Annotated in this window: 16 protein-coding genes; 6 read left to right on the top strand and 10 right to left on the bottom strand. The window is 65.1% G+C overall.

Annotated features, from left to right (window positions below):
• Positions 1-22: 22 nt before the first annotated feature.
• A complete protein-coding gene (locus EL191_RS19855) occupies positions 23-478 on the bottom strand; it encodes a GNAT family N-acetyltransferase (protein WP_013717205.1) in 456 nt (151 codons plus the stop codon).
• 247 nt (positions 479-725) lie between these two features.
• Between EL191_RS19855 and mpl the strand changes: the two genes are divergently transcribed.
• Genes mpl through EL191_RS19835 form a run of 4 tightly spaced genes read left to right on the top strand, consistent with a single transcriptional unit; the run spans position 726 to position 3,294 of the window.
• The gene (gene mpl / locus EL191_RS19850; RefSeq protein ID WP_041980550.1) at positions 726-2,081 is read left to right on the top strand and encodes a UDP-N-acetylmuramate:L-alanyl-gamma-D-glutamyl-meso-diaminopimelate ligase; all 1,356 of its coding nucleotides are present in this window, start codon (positions 726-728) and stop codon (positions 2,079-2,081) included.
• On the top strand, positions 2,082-2,711 hold the full coding sequence (gene ubiX / locus EL191_RS19845) for a flavin prenyltransferase UbiX (RefSeq protein WP_041980553.1): 630 nt from the start codon (positions 2,082-2,084) through the stop codon (positions 2,709-2,711).
• A gap of 14 nt (positions 2,712-2,725) precedes the next feature.
• Positions 2,726-3,010, top strand: a complete 285-nt coding sequence (locus tag EL191_RS19840; RefSeq protein ID WP_232005492.1) for a DUF2845 domain-containing protein — start codon at positions 2,726-2,728, stop codon at positions 3,008-3,010.
• Positions 3,007-3,294 (top strand): YceK/YidQ family lipoprotein, encoded by a 288-nt coding sequence (locus EL191_RS19835; RefSeq protein WP_041980557.1) that lies wholly within the window; start codon positions 3,007-3,009, stop codon positions 3,292-3,294. Before EL191_RS19840 ends, EL191_RS19835 begins: the two co-directional genes overlap by 4 nt.
• A 74-nt stretch (positions 3,295-3,368) precedes the next feature.
• Here EL191_RS19835 and EL191_RS19830 read toward each other — a convergent pair whose 3' ends face one another.
• From EL191_RS19830 to EL191_RS19805, 6 genes are all read right to left on the bottom strand, one after another.
• Positions 3,369-3,848: a YbaK/EbsC family protein gene (locus EL191_RS19830; RefSeq protein WP_026042036.1), complete on the bottom strand. Its 480-nt coding sequence runs from the start codon at positions 3,846-3,848 to the stop codon at positions 3,369-3,371.
• Positions 3,849-4,010: 162 nt separating this feature from the next.
• The gene (locus EL191_RS19825; RefSeq protein WP_041980559.1) at positions 4,011-4,877 is read right to left on the bottom strand and encodes an MBL fold metallo-hydrolase; all 867 of its coding nucleotides are present in this window, start codon (positions 4,875-4,877) and stop codon (positions 4,011-4,013) included.
• Between the two features lie 38 nt (positions 4,878-4,915).
• Entirely contained in the window at positions 4,916-6,094 is a 1,179-nt protein-coding gene (locus EL191_RS19820) for an acetyl-CoA C-acetyltransferase (protein WP_041980561.1), read from the bottom strand.
• A gap of 131 nt (positions 6,095-6,225) precedes the next feature.
• On the bottom strand, positions 6,226-7,998 hold the full coding sequence (locus tag EL191_RS19815; protein WP_041980563.1) for an acyl-CoA dehydrogenase C-terminal domain-containing protein: 1,773 nt from the start codon (positions 7,996-7,998) through the stop codon (positions 6,226-6,228).
• 57 nt (positions 7,999-8,055) lie between these two features.
• Positions 8,056-9,429: a solute carrier family 23 protein gene (locus tag EL191_RS19810; protein WP_041980564.1), complete on the bottom strand. Its 1,374-nt coding sequence runs from the start codon at positions 9,427-9,429 to the stop codon at positions 8,056-8,058.
• Positions 9,430-9,539: 110 nt separating this feature from the next.
• Positions 9,540-11,159 (bottom strand): acyl-CoA synthetase, encoded by a 1,620-nt coding sequence (locus EL191_RS19805; RefSeq protein WP_041980566.1) that lies wholly within the window; start codon positions 11,157-11,159, stop codon positions 9,540-9,542.
• 141 nt (positions 11,160-11,300) lie between these two features.
• Between EL191_RS19805 and EL191_RS19800 the strand changes: the two genes are divergently transcribed.
• Complete coding sequence (locus tag EL191_RS19800) at positions 11,301-13,235, top strand: sensor histidine kinase (protein ID WP_080764304.1); 1,935 nt, start codon at positions 11,301-11,303, stop codon at positions 13,233-13,235.
• An 85-nt stretch (positions 13,236-13,320) separates the two neighbouring features.
• Positions 13,321-13,962 (top strand): response regulator transcription factor, encoded by a 642-nt coding sequence (locus EL191_RS19795; RefSeq protein ID WP_041980568.1) that lies wholly within the window; start codon positions 13,321-13,323, stop codon positions 13,960-13,962.
• Position 13,963: 1 nt separating this feature from the next.
• Here the strand turns inward: EL191_RS19795 and EL191_RS19790 are convergent, their stop codons facing one another.
• The 3 genes from EL191_RS19790 to EL191_RS19780 are packed head-to-tail and all read right to left on the bottom strand — an operon-like array spanning position 13,964 to position 15,581.
• Positions 13,964-14,575, bottom strand: a complete 612-nt coding sequence (locus tag EL191_RS19790) for a class I SAM-dependent methyltransferase (RefSeq protein WP_041980570.1) — start codon at positions 14,573-14,575, stop codon at positions 13,964-13,966.
• Between the two features lie 3 nt (positions 14,576-14,578).
• Positions 14,579-14,923, bottom strand: a complete 345-nt coding sequence (locus EL191_RS19785) for a DUF5629 family protein (protein WP_013717192.1) — start codon at positions 14,921-14,923, stop codon at positions 14,579-14,581.
• Between the two features lie 16 nt (positions 14,924-14,939).
• Positions 14,940-15,581, bottom strand: coding sequence for an oxidoreductase (locus EL191_RS19780; RefSeq protein WP_041980572.1), 642 nt, complete (start codon positions 15,579-15,581; stop codon positions 14,940-14,942).
• Between the last annotated feature and the right edge of the window lie 5 nt (positions 15,582-15,586).

Raw genomic sequence — 15,586 nt, 5'->3', positions numbered from 1 at the left:
AGCCGCCGTAGCGATGACGCGATCAGTCGGAATTGATCGGCAGCACGTAGTTCTTGAACTGCTCGTCCTCGACGAAACCGATGGACTCATAGACCTTCTGCGCCACCTCGTTGTCGCGGCTGGTGGCCACCCTCATGCGTACGGCATTGGTGTCCTTGGCCATCTGCTTGGCGGTGTGCAGCAGACGGTCAGCGACCAGTTGGCGACGCGCATCCTCGGCCACGTAGATGTCGTTGAGAATCCACACGCGCTTGAGCGACAGCGAGGAATAGCTGGGGTAGAGCTGGCAGAAGCCGAGCAGCTTGTCTTCGTCATCGGCCAGGGCCAGGTAGATTACCGACTCCTTGCGCCGCAAGCGCTTCTCGAGAAACTTGCGCGACGACTCGGGGTAGGGCAGCTCGTTGTAGAACTCGCGGTATTTTACGAACAGCGGGGTCAACAGGTCCAGGTGCTCCAGGGTGGCTTGGACGATGCGCATGGTGGGCCTCGGCTTCTCTCTGTAATGGGGCAGGAGTGGCGATGCAGCTGTTGTGCCAGCGGTTCAGCCGATGCTGCCTGAAAGCCAGTTGAAAGCGCAATCCAAGCAAGCGTTTGATTTTCGCTTGTCCGGCAACTTGGTTTTCGCGTCCTTGTCTGAACAGGGCGCAGCAGCCGCCCGATGGGGGCTGTGCTAACCTGCGGCCATCGCTTCACCGCCCCTGCGTCGGGCTTCATAGAGGTCATTCATGCATATCCATATTCTCGGCATCTGCGGCACCTTCATGGGTTCGCTCGCGGTGCTGGCCAAGGAGCTCGGCCACCGCGTCACCGGTTCCGACGCCAATGTCTATCCGCCCATGAGCACCCAGCTCGAAGCCCAGGGCATCGAGTTGATGCAGGGCTTTGACCCGGCGCACCTGCAGCCGGCGCCCGATCTGGTGGTGGTCGGCAACGCCATGAGCCGCGGAAATCCGGCGGTGGAGTACGTACTCAACAAGGGGCTGCCCTATGTGTCCGGCCCGCAGTGGCTGGCCGACCACGTGCTGCAGGGACGCTGGGTGATGGCGGTGGCCGGTACCCACGGCAAGACCAGCAGCTCGAGCATGCTGGCCTGGGTGTTGGAGCACGCCGGCATGGCGCCGGGCTTCCTGATTGGCGGTGTGCCGCAGAACTTCGGGATTTCCGCGCGGCTGGGCGATACGCCGTTCTTCGTGGTCGAGGCCGACGAGTACGACAGCGCCTTCTTCGACAAGCGCAGCAAGTTCGTTCACTACCGCCCACGCACGGCGATCCTCAACAACCTCGAATTCGATCATGCGGATATCTTTCCTGACCTGGCCGCTATCGAACGGCAATTCCACCACCTGGTGCGGATCATTCCGAGCGAAGGCCTGGTTATCCACCCAGCTAACGAAACCGCGCTGGCGCGGGTGATCCAGATGGGCTGCTGGACGCCGGTGCAGACCACCGGTGAAGGCGGGCAATGGCAGGCGCGCCTGCTCAGCGCTGACGGCTCGCGCTTCGAAGTGAGCTTCGAGGGCAAGGTCGAGGGCACGGTTGAGTGGAACCTGACCGGCCAACACAACGTTGCCAACGCCATGGCCGTACTCGCGGCGGCGCGTCATGTCGGTGTGGTGCCGGCGCTGGGTATCGAGGCGCTGGGCCAGTTCATCAACGCCAAGCGGCGTATGGAAAAGGTCGCCGAGGTGAACGGTGTGACCATTTTCGATGACTTCGCCCACCACCCCACGGCCATCGCCACCACGCTCGATGGCCTGCGCAAGCGTGTCGGCGACGATACCCAAGTGATCGCCGTGATCGAACCGCGCTCCAATTCCATGAAGCTCGGCGCCCATCGTGACGGCCTGGCCGAATCCGCCGAGCACGCCGATGTGGTGTTCTGGTATGCGCCGCCGAATCTTGGCTGGGACCTGGCCGCCACCGTGGCGCAGGCGCGTAATCCGACGCGGGTATGCGACTCGCTGGAGTCGATCATCGACGGCGTGAAGGCCCTGGCGCGCCCCGGCACCCAGGTGGTAATCATGAGCAACGGCGGCTTCGGCGGCCTGCATGGCAAGCTGGCAGCAGCGCTGGAGGGATAAATGTCTGGTCCGGAACGCATCACCCTGGCCATGACCGGCGCCTCGGGCGCGCAATATGGCCTGCGCCTGCTCGACTGTCTGGTGCAGGAGGAGCGTGAAGTGCACTTCCTGATTTCCAAGGCCGCGCAACTGGTGATGGCCACCGAGACCGACGTGGCGTTGCCGGCCAAGCCGCAGTCCATGGCGCAGTTCCTCACCGAATACACCGGCGCGGCGCCAGGGCAGATCCGCGTCTATGGCAAGGAAGACTGGATGGCCCCGGCCGCCTCCGGCTCCGGCGCGCCAACGGCCATGGTGATAGTGCCGTGCAGCACCGGCACCTTGTCGGCGATCGCTGCGGGGGCCTGTAACAATCTGATCGAGCGCGCCGCCGACGTGGCGCTCAAGGAGCGTCGCCAGCTGATTCTGGTGCCGCGTGAGGCGCCGTATTCGAGCATCCATCTGGAGAACATGCTCAAGCTGTCGAATCTGGGTGTGACCATTCTGCCGGCTTCACCCGGCTTCTATCATCAGCCGCAGACGCTGGATGATCTGGTGGATTTCGTGGTTGCGCGTATCCTCAACTGCCTGGGCGTACCCCAGGACATGCTCCCCCGCTGGGGCGAGCATCATATGGTGTCGGACGAATAGGGAGATCAATGTCCATGGCCAATCGTTACCTGTTGGGCTGCCTGTTGGCCCTTTCCATGATGCCTGCTGCGCAGGCTTCGATGCGCTGCGGCACTACCCTGATAAACGAGGGCGATCTGACGGTGGATGTCCGACGCAAATGCGGCGAGCCTGACCACCGCGAGGTGATCCCACCCAGCAGTCCGCAAGGTGGCGGGGTAACCGTGGAGCAGTGGGTCTACGGGCCAAGCAACGGCATGTATCGTTACCTGCGCTTTCTCGACGGCAAGTTGGTCGAAATCCGGGTCACGCGCGGATGAGGCGAGGGCTGGTCGCCGGCCTGGCGCTGCTGAGCCTGAGCGGCTGTGCCACCGTGCGCACCCTGGATGCAGCCAAGCTTGGTGCGCCGGTGGTCTACGCCGGCACACGGCTGGATTGGTACGCGATCAATGGTGGTTGCTGCCCGCTGGACCGTTTCGGCGCCGAAGCACCGAGCTATCCCGGGCTGGATCTGCCGGGCAGTGCGCTGCTCGATACCCTGCTGCTGCCGTTTTCGCTGGCTACTGCGCTTGGTGTCAATCTTGGGGTTAGCGGCGGGCTGTAGGCCAACGCGATATGCCCCTCTCTGATAGCCCAGCCCCGGATGCAATCCGGGAAATGCCTCGGTGCGCGTGCTGCTCAGCAGGTCTCGGTCTCCACTTCCTGGCAGACGTCGATCCACTCGGCGTCCACCAGTTCGGCCATGCGCTGCGGGGCGATGCGCACGGCGCTGTGAGTAGCGCCAGCGGCCGGCAGCACTTCGTCGAAAGCCAGTAGCGAACGGTCGCAGTAGACGCTGAGCGGCGTGGCCAGGCCGAACGGGCAAACACCGCCGACTGGGTGGCTGGTCAGTTCCACTACCGTCTGCGCATCGAGCATGCGCGCCTTGGCGCCGAAGCATTCCTTCATCTTGCGGTTGTCGATGCGTGCGTCACCGCGCGCAACTATCAGCACGTCGCGTTCGGCGATACGAAAGGCCAGGGTCTTGGCGATCTGTCCCGGTGCCACACCATGCGCCTCAGCCGCCAGCGCCACGGTAGCGGTGCTGGTTTGCAGTTCGATGATCGTGATGTCGGGCGCCTTGGCGGCGAAGAAGGCGCGTACAGAGGCCAGGCTCATGAAGCGGTTCCCCAGTGCTGTCGAGGTGGGCACGACACGGTGGCCAGCCTGATGCTGGCCAGGCGCAGCCCCTTCATGGGGCGCTGGTGTGGTCGTGACCACGGCGAAAAAACAAGCGGCCATGCTCGCGCTGCATGGCCGGCACGTCAAGGCCTGATGGCGTCAGTTTGCCAGCAGATGCGCTGCTTTTACTGCCTCATCGAGCCCGTAGCGGCCTTTTTCGTCTCGTGTTAACCGGCCCATGGCCACGTCCGGGTCGTGGGTGAATACCAGCCGGCCGCCGCGCGAGAACAGGTCGCTGAGCAGCGCTTCCTTTTCCTCGATCAAGCCTTCGGGGAAGCGGTCGTAACCCATGGTGATCGGCAGATGCACCCAGGGCGCACCGGGGATCAGGTCTCCGGGAAACACCACCGGCCCGCCCGGCATGACTACTTCCGGTAGCAACTGGCCCGGGGTGTGGCCATCGCTCCAGTGCAGGCGCCAGTCGGTGCCTAGCAATTCGCAGTGCTCGGTTTCTTCGATCAAATGCAGGCGACCGCTGTTCTCCAGCAGATACAGCAGTTCCGGGATATAGGAGGCTTTATCGCGGGCGTGTGGCTTGCAAGCGCGCTGCCATTGGCGCCGGCCGGTGATGAGGCGCGCGTTGGGAAACAGCAGGCGCGCCGGCTGACCGTCCTGCCAGGCGGCGAGCAGGCCGCCGGCATGGTCGAAGTGCAGGTGGGTCAGCACCACGATATCGATGTCGGCATCGCTCAGGCCCACGGCTGCCAAGCTGTCGAGCAGCACGTGACGATCCTCCTGCACGCCGAAGCGCTGTTTCAGCTCGGGGCTGAAGAAGGCGCCGATGCCGGTCTCGACAAGGATGTTGCGCTCGTCTTCCTGCACCAGCAGGGCGCGGCAGCCGAGGTCGATGCGGTTCAGTTCGTCGGCCGGCATCCAGCGCTGCCAGAGGGCCTTGGGCGCGTTGCCGAACATGGCGCCGCCATCAAGTTTCTGGCTGTTGCCGGTCAGAGTGGTCAGGGTTCGCATGGGGTTTCTCTTGTTCTTGTCCGTTCGCGGCGATTGTTTCAGCGTTCGATGGCCAGGGCCACACCCTGGCCGCCACCGATGCACAGGGTGGCCAGGCCACGGCGGGCGTCGCGGCGCTGCATCTCGTGGATCAGGCTGACCAGGATGCGGCAGCCGGAAGCGCCGATGGGATGGCCGAGGGCGATGGCACCACCGTTGACATTGACCTTGGCGCTGTCCCAATGCAGTTCGCGGCCGACGGCGATGGCCTGGGCGGCGAAGGCTTCGTTGGCCTCGATCAGGTCGAGCTGTTCCAGGCTCCAGCCAGCACGCTCCAGCGCCTTGCAGCTGGCGAACACCGGTCCGATGCCCATTACCGCGGGATCGACCCCGGCGCTGGCGTGTGCGGCGATGCGCGCAAGGATCGGCAGTTGCAGTTCATTTGCCTTCTCGGCGCTCATCAGCAGTACGGCAGCGGCGCCGTCGTTGAGTGTCGAGGCATTGCCGGCGGTCACCGTACCGTCATTCTTGAACGCCGGACGCAGTTTGCCGAGGCTGTCCAGGCTGGTGCCGGCGCGCGGTTGCTCATCCTGGTCAAAACGCAGTGGTTCGGCGCCGCGCTGGGGGACTTCCACCGGGACGATCTCGCCGGCGAAGCGTCCGGCGTCGATGGCGGCCTGGGCACGCTGCTGCGAACGCAGGGCGAAGGCGTCCTGCTCGGCGCGGGTGACGCCGTACTGCTCGGCCAGATTCTCTGCAGTGATGCCCATGTGGTAGTTGTTGAAGGCGTCCCACAGGCCGTCCTGGATCATCGTGTCGACCAGTTGTGCATGGCCCATGCGCAGACCGCTGCGGGCGCCGGGCATGACATAGGGCGCCAGGCTCATGTTTTCCTGGCCGCCGGCGATGATGATCTCGGCATCGCCGCCATGAATGGCCTGAGCGCCGAGGATCACCGCCTTGAGGCCGGAGCCGCAGACCTTGTTCAGGGTCATGGCTGGCACCGTATGTGGCAGACCGGCGAGCAGCACGCTCTGCCGGGCCGGGTTCTGCCCGCTGCCTGCGGTGAGCACCTGACCGAGAATCACCTCGTCGATCTGTTCGCCTGCAATGCCGGTGCGAGCGAGCAGTTCACGGATCACCGCGGCGCCCAGTTGCGGTGCGGGCGTGCGGCTCAACGCACCCTGGAAGCTGCCGATGGCGGTACGGCAGGCAGCGACTATCACGACTTCACGCATAAGAACTCCTGGTCGGCTGGGCAGGGCCAGCCGAGGCTCGAATAAAAAAGCGCGGCGCCGAAGCGCCGCGCAACACGCTCAACCTTGTAGGGCCACCGGCTCAGAGGTAGCGGGTTGCACCCGCCCTACGTTTAAAACTGTTCGGCAGCCAGGCCATACAGCGATTGGCTGCCTGCACGAATGCTCGCCTCCAAGCTTAGGGTGCGCGGCAGCAGGCGGTCGAAGAAGAACTCGGCGGTCGCGAGCTTGCTGCCGTAGAAGGCTTCGTCTTCACCCAGCTTGCTTTGTGCCACGGCGGCCATGCGTGCCCACATGTAGGCGTAGGCGACGTAGCCGAACAGATGCAGGTACTCCACCGAGGCGGCGCCGACGGCGTTAGGCTCGTTCTTGGCCTGCTCCAGCAGCCAGCCACTGACTGCTTCCAGGCGTTCCAGCGCTTCCACCAGGCGATCACCGAAGGGCGATTCATGGGCGTGGGCGAAGTCGCGCACTTCGCTGGCGAACAGGCGCAGCGCGGCGCCGCCATTGGCCACCACCTTGCGCCCGAGCAGGTCGAGTGCCTGGATGCCGTTGGTGCCTTCGTAGATCTGCGCGATGCGCACGTCGCGCACCAGCTGCTCCTGGCCCCATTCGCGGATATAGCCATGGCCGCCGAATACCTGCTGGCCGTGTACGCAGCTTTCCAGCCCGGTGTCGGTGAAGAAGGCCTTGGCCACTGGGGTGAGCAGGGCCACCAGGGCTTCGGCATTCTGCCGCTCGCTGGCGTCCTCGGCGTACTTGGCCAGGTCGAGCTGCTGACCGACGTAGCAGGCAAAGGCCCGGCCGCCCTCGTTCAGCGCTTTCATGGTCAGCAGCATGCGACGCACGTCAGCGTGGACGATGATCGGGTCGGCGACCTTGTCGTGGTTGACCGGGCCAGTGGCGGCACGGCTCTGGATGCGTTCGCGGGCGTAGCTGACGGCCGACTGGTAGGACGCCTCGGCACAGCCGATGCCCTGGATGCCGATGGACAGACGCTCGTAGTTCATCATGGTGAACATCGCCGCCAGTCCCTTGTTGACCTCGCCGATCAGGTAGCCGGTGGCGCCGTCGAAGTTCATCACGCAGGTGGCCGAGGCCTTGATGCCCATCTTGTGTTCGATGGAGCCGCAGCTTACGGCGTTGCGCGCGCCGAGGCTGCCATCGGCGTTGACCATCACCTTGGGCACCAGAAACAGCGAGATGCCCTTGGGCCCGGCTGGCGCGTCCGGCAACTTGGCCAGCACCAGATGGATGATGTTCTCGGTCAGGTCCTGCTCACCGCCGGTGATAAAGATCTTGCTGCCGGTGACCTTGTAGCTGCCATCGGCCTGCGGCTCGGCGCGGGTGCGGATGATGCCCAGATCGGTGCCGGCATGGGCCTCGGTCAGGCACATGGAGCCGGCCCAGCGACCCTCGTACATCGGCGGCAGGTAGGTGGTTTTAAGGTCTTCGCTGGCATGGGCGTCGATGGCCAGGCAGGCGCCGGAGCTCAGCGCCGAGTACAGCGCGAAGCTGGAGCCGGCGGCGTAGAGCATCTCCTCGAAGGCCACGGCGAGCATCTTGGGCATGCCCATGCCGCCGTAATTCGGGTTGCCGGACAGGCCCACCCAGCCGCCTTCGGTGTAGGTGGCATAGGCCTCGCGAAAACCGGTCGGGGTGCGCACGTCGCCATCGACCCACTGTGCGCCTTCTTCGTCGCCGCTGCGGTTGAGCGGGGCGATCAGGCTGCCGGTGACCTTGGCCGCTTCTTCGAGGATGGCGTCGGCGGTGTCGGTATCGACGGTTTCGGCCAGGGCCGGCAGACGTGCCCACAGGCTCGGCGCCTGGAAGACTTCATGGAGGACGAAGCGCATATCGCGCAGCGGGGCGTTGAATTCGGGCATGGTGCAACCTCGACAGCGGAGGCGCCGCGACAGGCGCGGCGCGTGGAACGAAATGCGTCAGTCGGCTTCCGCCGGACTACGCGACTTATCCTTGATGCTGGTGAATTTAAGCAGATGGGTGCGTTCGACCAGGATGTACAGCGCAGCGCCCGCGGCCAGGCCCCAGCCCGCGCCGTAGACGGCGAGCACCACACCCATGGTGCCGGCGATGCCGCGCTCGGTGTTGTTGTTCAGTTGCTCGAAGCCAACCATCAGGCAGATGTAGCCGGTGAGGATCAGCGTCAGCGACAGGGCGATCGGCAGTACTGGCTGGAAGAAACTGACCAGCGGCAGCATGAACAGCGCGGCGAAACCGGTGAGCCAGAAGGTACCGGCGCCGCTGTAGATCGAGTCCATCGCCTTGCGCCCGTACTTGTAGCGCTCGGCCATGGTCGCCGCCACCGCCGTCCACAGCGGGCCGGCCAGGCCCGGGTAGGGCGCGAAGAAGGCGTGCAGGGCGTTGCGGATGGCGGTCACCAGGTGGATGCGGTCAACGTTGTTTTCGATCACCTCGTCGGTGCGCAGTTCATCGGCGCGCTGCATCAGCGACTGGCCGACGATGATGTCGCCGAAGGCGATCACGTAGGCGATCACCGCCGTGGGCACGGCCAGCATGAACACGTCCAGGCCGGGGAAGCCGACGTTGAACGGCAGGTAGTTCCACATCTCGCCGAAGGCCGGCGCGGTGATGCCCCACTTCACGTCCGGCATCTTGTACTCGCCCACGGCGATGCCGATGAAGATGGCGATCAGCATGCCTGGCACCATGCCGTAGTTGACGATCTTGCGGGCGAAGGGCACGCGCTCGGTCAGGCCCTTGAACGACACCGAGAACATCAGGTACAGGCAGATCAGGCTGCCGAGAACCAGAGAGATCGGCGTGTTGGCCAGGCGGCCGCCGGCGCTGATCTCGCCCATCAGTGCGGCGATACCGGCGCCGATGATGATGCCGCCCTTCATCGAGTTGGGGATCAGTCGTACCAGTGCACTGCCCAGGCGGGTGACGCCGAGGAAGAGGAAGATCGCGAACACCAGGAACTGCAGGGCGAACAGTGCCTGAATGGCCGCAGGGCCGGGCTCGTAGTTGCCGAGAAACAGCAACACCACAGGGATGCCGGGGGTGATCCAGCCCGGCACCAGCGGCACGCCGAGCAGCGCCGGCAGCATGAAGCCGATGCCGCATACCACCACATAGGCCAGGGCCACGTCGTAGGGCAGGCCGAGGTATTTCTCCAGCAGCGGGATCATCGCCAGGCTGACCACGAACATGATCAGTGCCTGCAGCATCTCGGCGGTTTCCCAACGGTAATGCACGAAGGGCAGGCGCACCTTGAACGGGCCGAGGGGCCAGTGCGGTTGCTCGTCGCCGTCACGGCGCTTGAAAATTTGCATGAGGGTTCTCCGTCGGCCGCCTGGGCCGGTTCTTGTTGTTGTGAAAACGGGGGATTTGTGGGAGGCGCTTTAGCGGCGACGCTCGCGGCTGAAGCCCCTCCCACAAGGGATCAGAGCGCCCTGGCCATATCGCGCAGGACGAACTTCTGGATCTTGCCGGTGCTGGTCTTGGGCAACTGGGTGAAGACCACGGTCTTGGGCACCTTGAAGCCGGCCAGGTGCTCGCGGCAGAAGGTCATGATCTCGGTTTCACTGGCCTGCTGGCCGGTCTTCAGGGTGATGAAGGCGCAGGGCGTCTCGCCCCATTTCTCGTCCGGGCGGGCGACCACGGCCGCCTCCAGCACCGCCGGGTGGCGATAGAGCACGCCCTCGACCTCGATGGTGGAGATGTTCTCGCCGCCGGAGATGATGATGTCCTTGAGCCGGTCGCGGATTTCCACGTAGCCGTCGGCGTGGCACACGCCCAGGTCGCCGGTGTGGAACCAGCCGCCCTCGAAGGCTTCGGCGGTGGCGCTGGGGTTCTTCAGGTAGCCCTTCATCACAGTGTTGCCGCGCATGAAGATCTCGCCGATGGTCTGGCCGTCGCGCGGCACCGGCTCCAGGGTTTTCGGGTCGGCCACCATCACCCCTTCCAGAGTGGGGTAGCGCACGCCCTGGCGCGCCTTGATGGTGGCGCGTTCTTCCAGCGGCAGTTCGTCCCATTCGGCGTGCCACGCGCACAGGGTCACCGGGCCGTAGACCTCGGTCAGGCCGTATACATGGGTGACATGGATGCCCATCTCCTCCACCGCGCCGATCACCTTCGCGGGCGGCGCAGCGCCGGCGACCATGGCCTTGACCGGATGGTCGATGGCGGCCTTGGCTTCTGGCGGCATGTTGACCAGGGCGTTGAGCACGATGGGCGCGCCGCACAGGTGGGTGACCTGCTCGTCGCGGATCAGGGTGAGGATCTTCGCCGGGTCGACGCGGCGCAGGAACACATGCACGCCAGCCAGGGCGGTGATCGTCCAGGGGTAGCACCAGCCATTGCAGTGAAACATCGGCAGGGTCCACAGGTAGACCGGGTGGTTGCCCATGGCCCAGGTCATCTGGTTGCCCATGGCATTAAGGAAGGCACCGCGGTGGTGATAGACCACGCCCTTGGGATTGCCGGTGGTGCCCGAGGTGTAGTTGAGGCTGATCGCCTGCCACTCGTCGGTGGGCCACTGCCAGGCGAATTCGGGGTCGCCCTCGGCGAGGAAGGCCTCGTAGTCCAGCTCGCTGACCGCCTGGCCCTCGCCGTACTCGGGGTCGTCGACGTCGATCACCAGCGGCGGGTGGTCGAGCATGCCGATGGCGGCGTGGATCACATCGAAGAACTCGCGGTCGGCGATCACCACCTTGGCTTCGCCATGCTGCAGCATGAAGGCGATCGCCTCGGCATCCAGGCGCACGTTGAGGGTGTTGAGCACCGCGCCGATCATCGGCACGCCGAAATGCGCTTCGAGCATGGCCGGGATGTTCGGCAGCATCACCGCTACCGTGTCGCCCTTGCCGATGCCACGGCCTGCCAGCGCCGAGGCCAGGCGTCGGCAACGCGCGTAGGTTTCGGCCCAGTTGCGACGAATCGAGCCATGCACCACCGCCGGGTAGTGCGGGTATACCGCCGCTGTACGTTCGATGAAGCTCAGTGGGCTGAGGGCAACATGGTTGACGGCGGCGCGGCCGAGGCCCTGCTCGTAGATCGACATGGCGGATACACCTTTGGCTGATTGTTAGCTCTGGTTATTCCGGTAATGATGCAGGCATTACCGAAGCTTGCTGGTGTCGATTTATAGGTCATTTCTATTATGTATGGAAATTGTACCAAGGTTTTATAGAATAATTACTATATGAAGAATGACGCTCATCTCTCAGCCGTTCCCCTGCAGTCCTGGCTGCGCATCCAGCGCGAGGCGCCACCGCTGGGCGCTCGAGCCGAGGCCTTGCGCCAGGCCTTGCTGGGGTGCCCGCAGGTGCGCCAGGCCTGGTACCTGGCCTGGCAGCCGGCCAGCCGCACCTACGCTCAGGAGGATGATGGGCCACGCTTGCCGCCCGGCATGGGTGATCCGCTGGAGGCCAGCGACGAAGCGCTATTTGCGGCGTTCGGTGAGCAGGCGAGTCTGAACTTCGACGCTCTGCGCCGGCTGCCGTGCTGGCTAGCCGGGCGTCTGCGCCGCGCCGCGCTGCATCATGGTCAGGCGCTGGCTCTGCAGCTGCAGCCCGGCCAGCCCGGCGTGCTGCTGTTGCAGGTCGACGAGTCGGCCGGGCTGGAATGGCTGCCCTGGCTTCGTGAACTGCTGGTGCAGATGGTCGAACTGGCCTCGGGGCTGGCGCGCAGTGCGCCGCTGCTGTCATCCGACCCGCAGCCGGCGCTGCTGCTCGACGCCGAGGCGCGTCTGCTGGAGAGCAACGCGGCGTTGCAGGGGCTACTTGGTGAGCGCTCGCTGGCTCAGGTCGGCGAGCTGCTGCCGGTGAACCATTTGCCGCTGGTGCGCGCCTGCCTGGAGCAGTCGCGGGCTGTGGAAGCGGTGGAGGCGCAGGATGGCGAGCGCATCCTGATATGGAGTTTCATTCCCGATGTCGCCGAGCGCCGCGTGCTGGCGCGCTGCCGCGAGGCCACCCGCGAGGTTCGTGAGCAGCGTGAGGCCGCGCGGGCACGGCGCCTGTACCGGCTGATCACCGAGAACACCACGGACCTGATTTCCCGGCACACCCCGGACGGCGTGTTCCTCGACGCCACGCCTGCCAGTTGGACGTTGCTCGGCTACTGGCCGGAAGAGCTGCGCGGCATGGCGGTCGACAGCCTGCTGCATCCGCAGGATCAGGCTCAGCAAGCCAAGCAGGCGCGCGAGGCTCTGGAGCAGGATGGCTACCACACCATGAGCTATCGCATTCGTCATCGCGACGGCCATTACCTGTGGTTCGAGACCGCCAGCCGCGCGATTCGCGAGACCTACACCGGCGCGGTGGTGGAGGTGGTCAGCGTGTCGCGTGACATTACCGCGCGCATCCAGGCCGAGGAGAACAAGCGCCGCCTGGAGGACGAGCTGGCGCACACAACGCGGCTGATCACCCTGGGCGAACTGGCCTCGGGTATCGCCCACGAGATCAACCAGCCGCTGGCTGCGGTGGTCAACTACGCCAGCGCCAGCCAGCGCTATTTGCAGGGGGTGGGCGGCGATCCGGTCGGGGTGGACAAGGTGGGCCAGGGCCTGGCGCGTATCACCGAGCACGCCAACCACGCCTCGGCCGTGATCAAGCGCCTGCGCGCCTTTCTGCGCAAGGGCCAGCGGCGCATGCAAGAGCTGGATCTGGCCGAGGTGGCGCGCGAAGCGGTGCGCCTGTGCAACTGGGAGGCCGGCACAGCGCAGGTGGCAGTCAGCGACCTGTTGCCGGACAATCTGCCGCTGGTATTCGCCGACCGCGTCCTGCTCGAGCAGGTGCTGCTCAACCTGCTGCGCAATTCCATCGATGCCAACCGCGAACGCCACCCCGGAGCCCCTTCGCAGGTGCGTCTGGAGGCAAGCGAAGCGGACGGCAGCCTGGCGATCCGGGTGATCGACCAGGGGCCGGGCGTCAGCGACGAGCAGATGGCCAAGCTGTTCACGCCCTTCTACACCAGCAAGGCCGATGGTCTGGGGCTTGGCCTGTCCATGAGCCGCAGCATCATCGAAGGCTTCGGCGGTTCGCTGGAGGCCTTTTCGGCCGAGGCGGGCGGGTTGTGCCTGGAGTGTCGCTTGCCGTTGGGCAGGGACGATGAATCGTTGTCGAACAGTCGCGGCTAAAGCCCCTCCCACGGAGCGTGCGAACTTTGGGAGGGGCTTCAGCCGCGACGATGAAACGCATAACAACAAGAGGAGCAGTACAGGGATGCAACAACGGGTTTATGTGGTCGATGACGACCAGGGCATGCTCGACTCGACGCTCTGGCTGCTGGAGTCGGTGGGGCTGACTGGCGTGCCATTCACCAGCGGTCGGGCCTTTCTTGAGGCTTGCGACCCGACCGCCAATGCCTGCGTGCTGCTTGATGTGCGCATGCCCGGCATGGGTGGGCTGAATGTGCAGGAGGAGATGCGCGCGCGTGGTATCGACCTGCCGGTGATCTTCGTCAGCGGGCATGCTGACGTGCCCATCGTCGTGCGCGCGTTCAAGGCCGGCGCGGTGGATTTCATCGAGAAGCCCTACAACGAGCAATTGCTGCTCGACAGCGTGCAGCAGGCGCTGGATCGTCGTCCGGCCCGCCCGCGGCGCGATGCGCGTCTGGCCGAGGTGCAGGCACGGCTCGATCAGCTCACCCCGCGTGAGCGGGACGTGCTGCTGCCGTTGGTGCGCGGTTACACCAACCGCGAAGTGGCCGAGCAGCTCGAAATCAGCGTGAAGACAGTCGACCTGTATCGCTCGCGGGTGATGAAGCGTATGCAGGCCGAGACGCTGCCGGAACTGGTAGGCATGACCATCGCCGCCGGGCTGGTCGATCCGCTGGCGCTGCGTTCCGGCGCGGTAAGCAGCTAAGTCAGTCGGCCCAGCCGCGATAGACGTGGGTCATCGGCCTTGGCCCCTTGAGATAGCCGGTGCTCAGTTCGCGGATATGAAAGCCGCCGGCTCCTATCAGCGCGGGTATGTCGCGATCCAGATGGCAGCCGCCGGCCAGCGGTTTCCACAGCGGCGTCAGGCGCTTTTGCCAGCGCACCACCGGCAGATCCGGCGCCAGACCGTGTTCGCAGAACAGCAGGCGCCCGCCAGGCTTGAGTACGCGGCGCATTTCGCGCAGGGCGGCGATGGCATCGGGGATAGTGCACAGGGTGAAAGTGCAGACGATGTCATCGAAGCTGGCATTCGCTGCCTGAATCTGCCCCAGTTCCAGGGCGATCATTTCCACCGGCACCTGGCAGCGCGCGACGCGTTCACGGGCCAGGCGCTGCATGGCGGCGGATGGGTCGACGCCAACCACCACTTCGACCCGCTGCGGATCGTAGAAACTCAGGTTGAGTCCGCTGCCGATGCCGATTTCCAGCACGCGACCGCGCGCCTGTGGCACGAGTTGCGAGCGCGCCTTCATCACCGCGCCCATGCCGCAGGCGAAATCGATCAGGTGCGGCAGGATATGGCGGTCATAAAGGCCCATGGTTCAGGCTTCGTCCTGCCCCTCATCGTCCTCATCATTGTCGCCGCGATAGGCGGCAAAGCATTTGAGGGTATGGCTGACCTCGCTGCCTTCGATCAGCCAGCTGTCGTCCGCTTCGCTGTAGCGCGCGGCCTGTACCGAAGCCAGGGAGAACTTCCATAGGCGGCGTTCGCGACCATCGATGCAGTGCACCTGCAACAGCGGTTTGGCGGCGCTGTCGCTGCCCGCCGTGCCGGCGCTGATCTGCGCCAGCAGTTCGGTGTCGAGGTCGAACTGCCAGGCATACAGACTGTCGATCTCGAGCATGTCGGCGTCTTGCAGGGCCTCGATCAAGCTTGTCGGTTTCATCGCTTCATCCACGGCATCAGCGCCCCAGGCGGCGCAGGTCGGAAGACTCTATCACGCGCACACCGTCTTCCTCTTCCAGGGCCAGACGCCACAGGGCGCGAGCCAGGGCACAGGCGTCGATGCCGCGGTACTTGCCCGGCAGCCAGCGTAGCAGTGGCGCCGCGAGGCGCTCGCCGAGACGAAACTCATGGCGTGCTCCGAGCAGGAGCGATGGGCGGGCGATGGTAAGTTGCGGCCAGTCCATGGCTTTCAGCGCTTCCTCGGTCTCGCCCTTGACTCGGTTGTAGAATACCGAGGAGTTGGGATTGGCGCCCAGCGCGCTGATCACCACCAGATGCCGTGCGCCCAGCTCGCGAGCGCAGCGGGCGAAAGCCAGCACGAGATCGTGGTCGACAGCACGAAAGGCCTCCTGCGAGCCGGCCTGCTTGATGGTACTGCCCAGGCAGCAGAAGGCGGTATCGACCTGGCCAGACAGTTGCGGCAGTAGCGCCTGTAGGTCACCCACCGGGTTTTCCAGATGCGGATGGGCGGCCAATGGTCTACGTGTCGGCGCCAGCACGCGGGCGACCGTCGGCTCGCTGAGCAGACGATCGAGCAGGTGCTCACCGGTGAGTCCGGTGGCACCGGCGATAAGAATGTGCTGTGGGGTCAGGTACATGCGGT

It is taken from the genome of Pseudomonas mendocina, assembly GCF_900636545.1.
Taxonomy (GTDB): domain Bacteria; phylum Pseudomonadota; class Gammaproteobacteria; order Pseudomonadales; family Pseudomonadaceae; genus Aquipseudomonas; species Aquipseudomonas mendocina.
The sequence above is the reverse complement of the archived record's forward strand: the minus strand, read 5'-3'. Positions and strand labels throughout refer to the sequence as shown.

What these genes read in the sequence shown, in the direction of transcription:
- EL191_RS19855 (WP_013717205.1), bottom strand. Translation starts at nt 478, where the DNA reads ATGCGCATCGTCCAAGCCACCCTGGAGCACCTGGACCTGTTGACCCCG.
- mpl (WP_041980550.1), top strand. Translation starts at nt 726, where the DNA reads ATGCATATCCATATTCTCGGCATCTGCGGCACCTTCATGGGTTCGCTC.
- ubiX (WP_041980553.1), top strand. Translation starts at nt 2,082, where the DNA reads ATGTCTGGTCCGGAACGCATCACCCTGGCCATGACCGGCGCCTCGGGC.
- EL191_RS19840 (WP_232005492.1), top strand. Translation starts at nt 2,726, where the DNA reads ATGGCCAATCGTTACCTGTTGGGCTGCCTGTTGGCCCTTTCCATGATG.
- EL191_RS19835 (WP_041980557.1), top strand. Translation starts at nt 3,007, where the DNA reads ATGAGGCGAGGGCTGGTCGCCGGCCTGGCGCTGCTGAGCCTGAGCGGC.
- EL191_RS19830 (WP_026042036.1), bottom strand. Translation starts at nt 3,848, where the DNA reads ATGAGCCTGGCCTCTGTACGCGCCTTCTTCGCCGCCAAGGCGCCCGAC.
- EL191_RS19825 (WP_041980559.1), bottom strand. Translation starts at nt 4,877, where the DNA reads ATGCGAACCCTGACCACTCTGACCGGCAACAGCCAGAAACTTGATGGC.
- EL191_RS19820 (WP_041980561.1), bottom strand. Translation starts at nt 6,094, where the DNA reads ATGCGTGAAGTCGTGATAGTCGCTGCCTGCCGTACCGCCATCGGCAGC.
- EL191_RS19815 (WP_041980563.1), bottom strand. Translation starts at nt 7,998, where the DNA reads ATGCCCGAATTCAACGCCCCGCTGCGCGATATGCGCTTCGTCCTCCAT.
- EL191_RS19810 (WP_041980564.1), bottom strand. Translation starts at nt 9,429, where the DNA reads ATGCAAATTTTCAAGCGCCGTGACGGCGACGAGCAACCGCACTGGCCC.
- EL191_RS19805 (WP_041980566.1), bottom strand. Translation starts at nt 11,159, where the DNA reads ATGTCGATCTACGAGCAGGGCCTCGGCCGCGCCGCCGTCAACCATGTT.
- EL191_RS19800 (WP_080764304.1), top strand. Translation starts at nt 11,301, where the DNA reads ATGAAGAATGACGCTCATCTCTCAGCCGTTCCCCTGCAGTCCTGGCTG.
- EL191_RS19795 (WP_041980568.1), top strand. Translation starts at nt 13,321, where the DNA reads ATGCAACAACGGGTTTATGTGGTCGATGACGACCAGGGCATGCTCGAC.
- EL191_RS19790 (WP_041980570.1), bottom strand. Translation starts at nt 14,575, where the DNA reads ATGGGCCTTTATGACCGCCATATCCTGCCGCACCTGATCGATTTCGCC.
- EL191_RS19785 (WP_013717192.1), bottom strand. Translation starts at nt 14,923, where the DNA reads ATGAAACCGACAAGCTTGATCGAGGCCCTGCAAGACGCCGACATGCTC.
- EL191_RS19780 (WP_041980572.1), bottom strand. Translation starts at nt 15,581, where the DNA reads ATGTACCTGACCCCACAGCACATTCTTATCGCCGGTGCCACCGGACTC.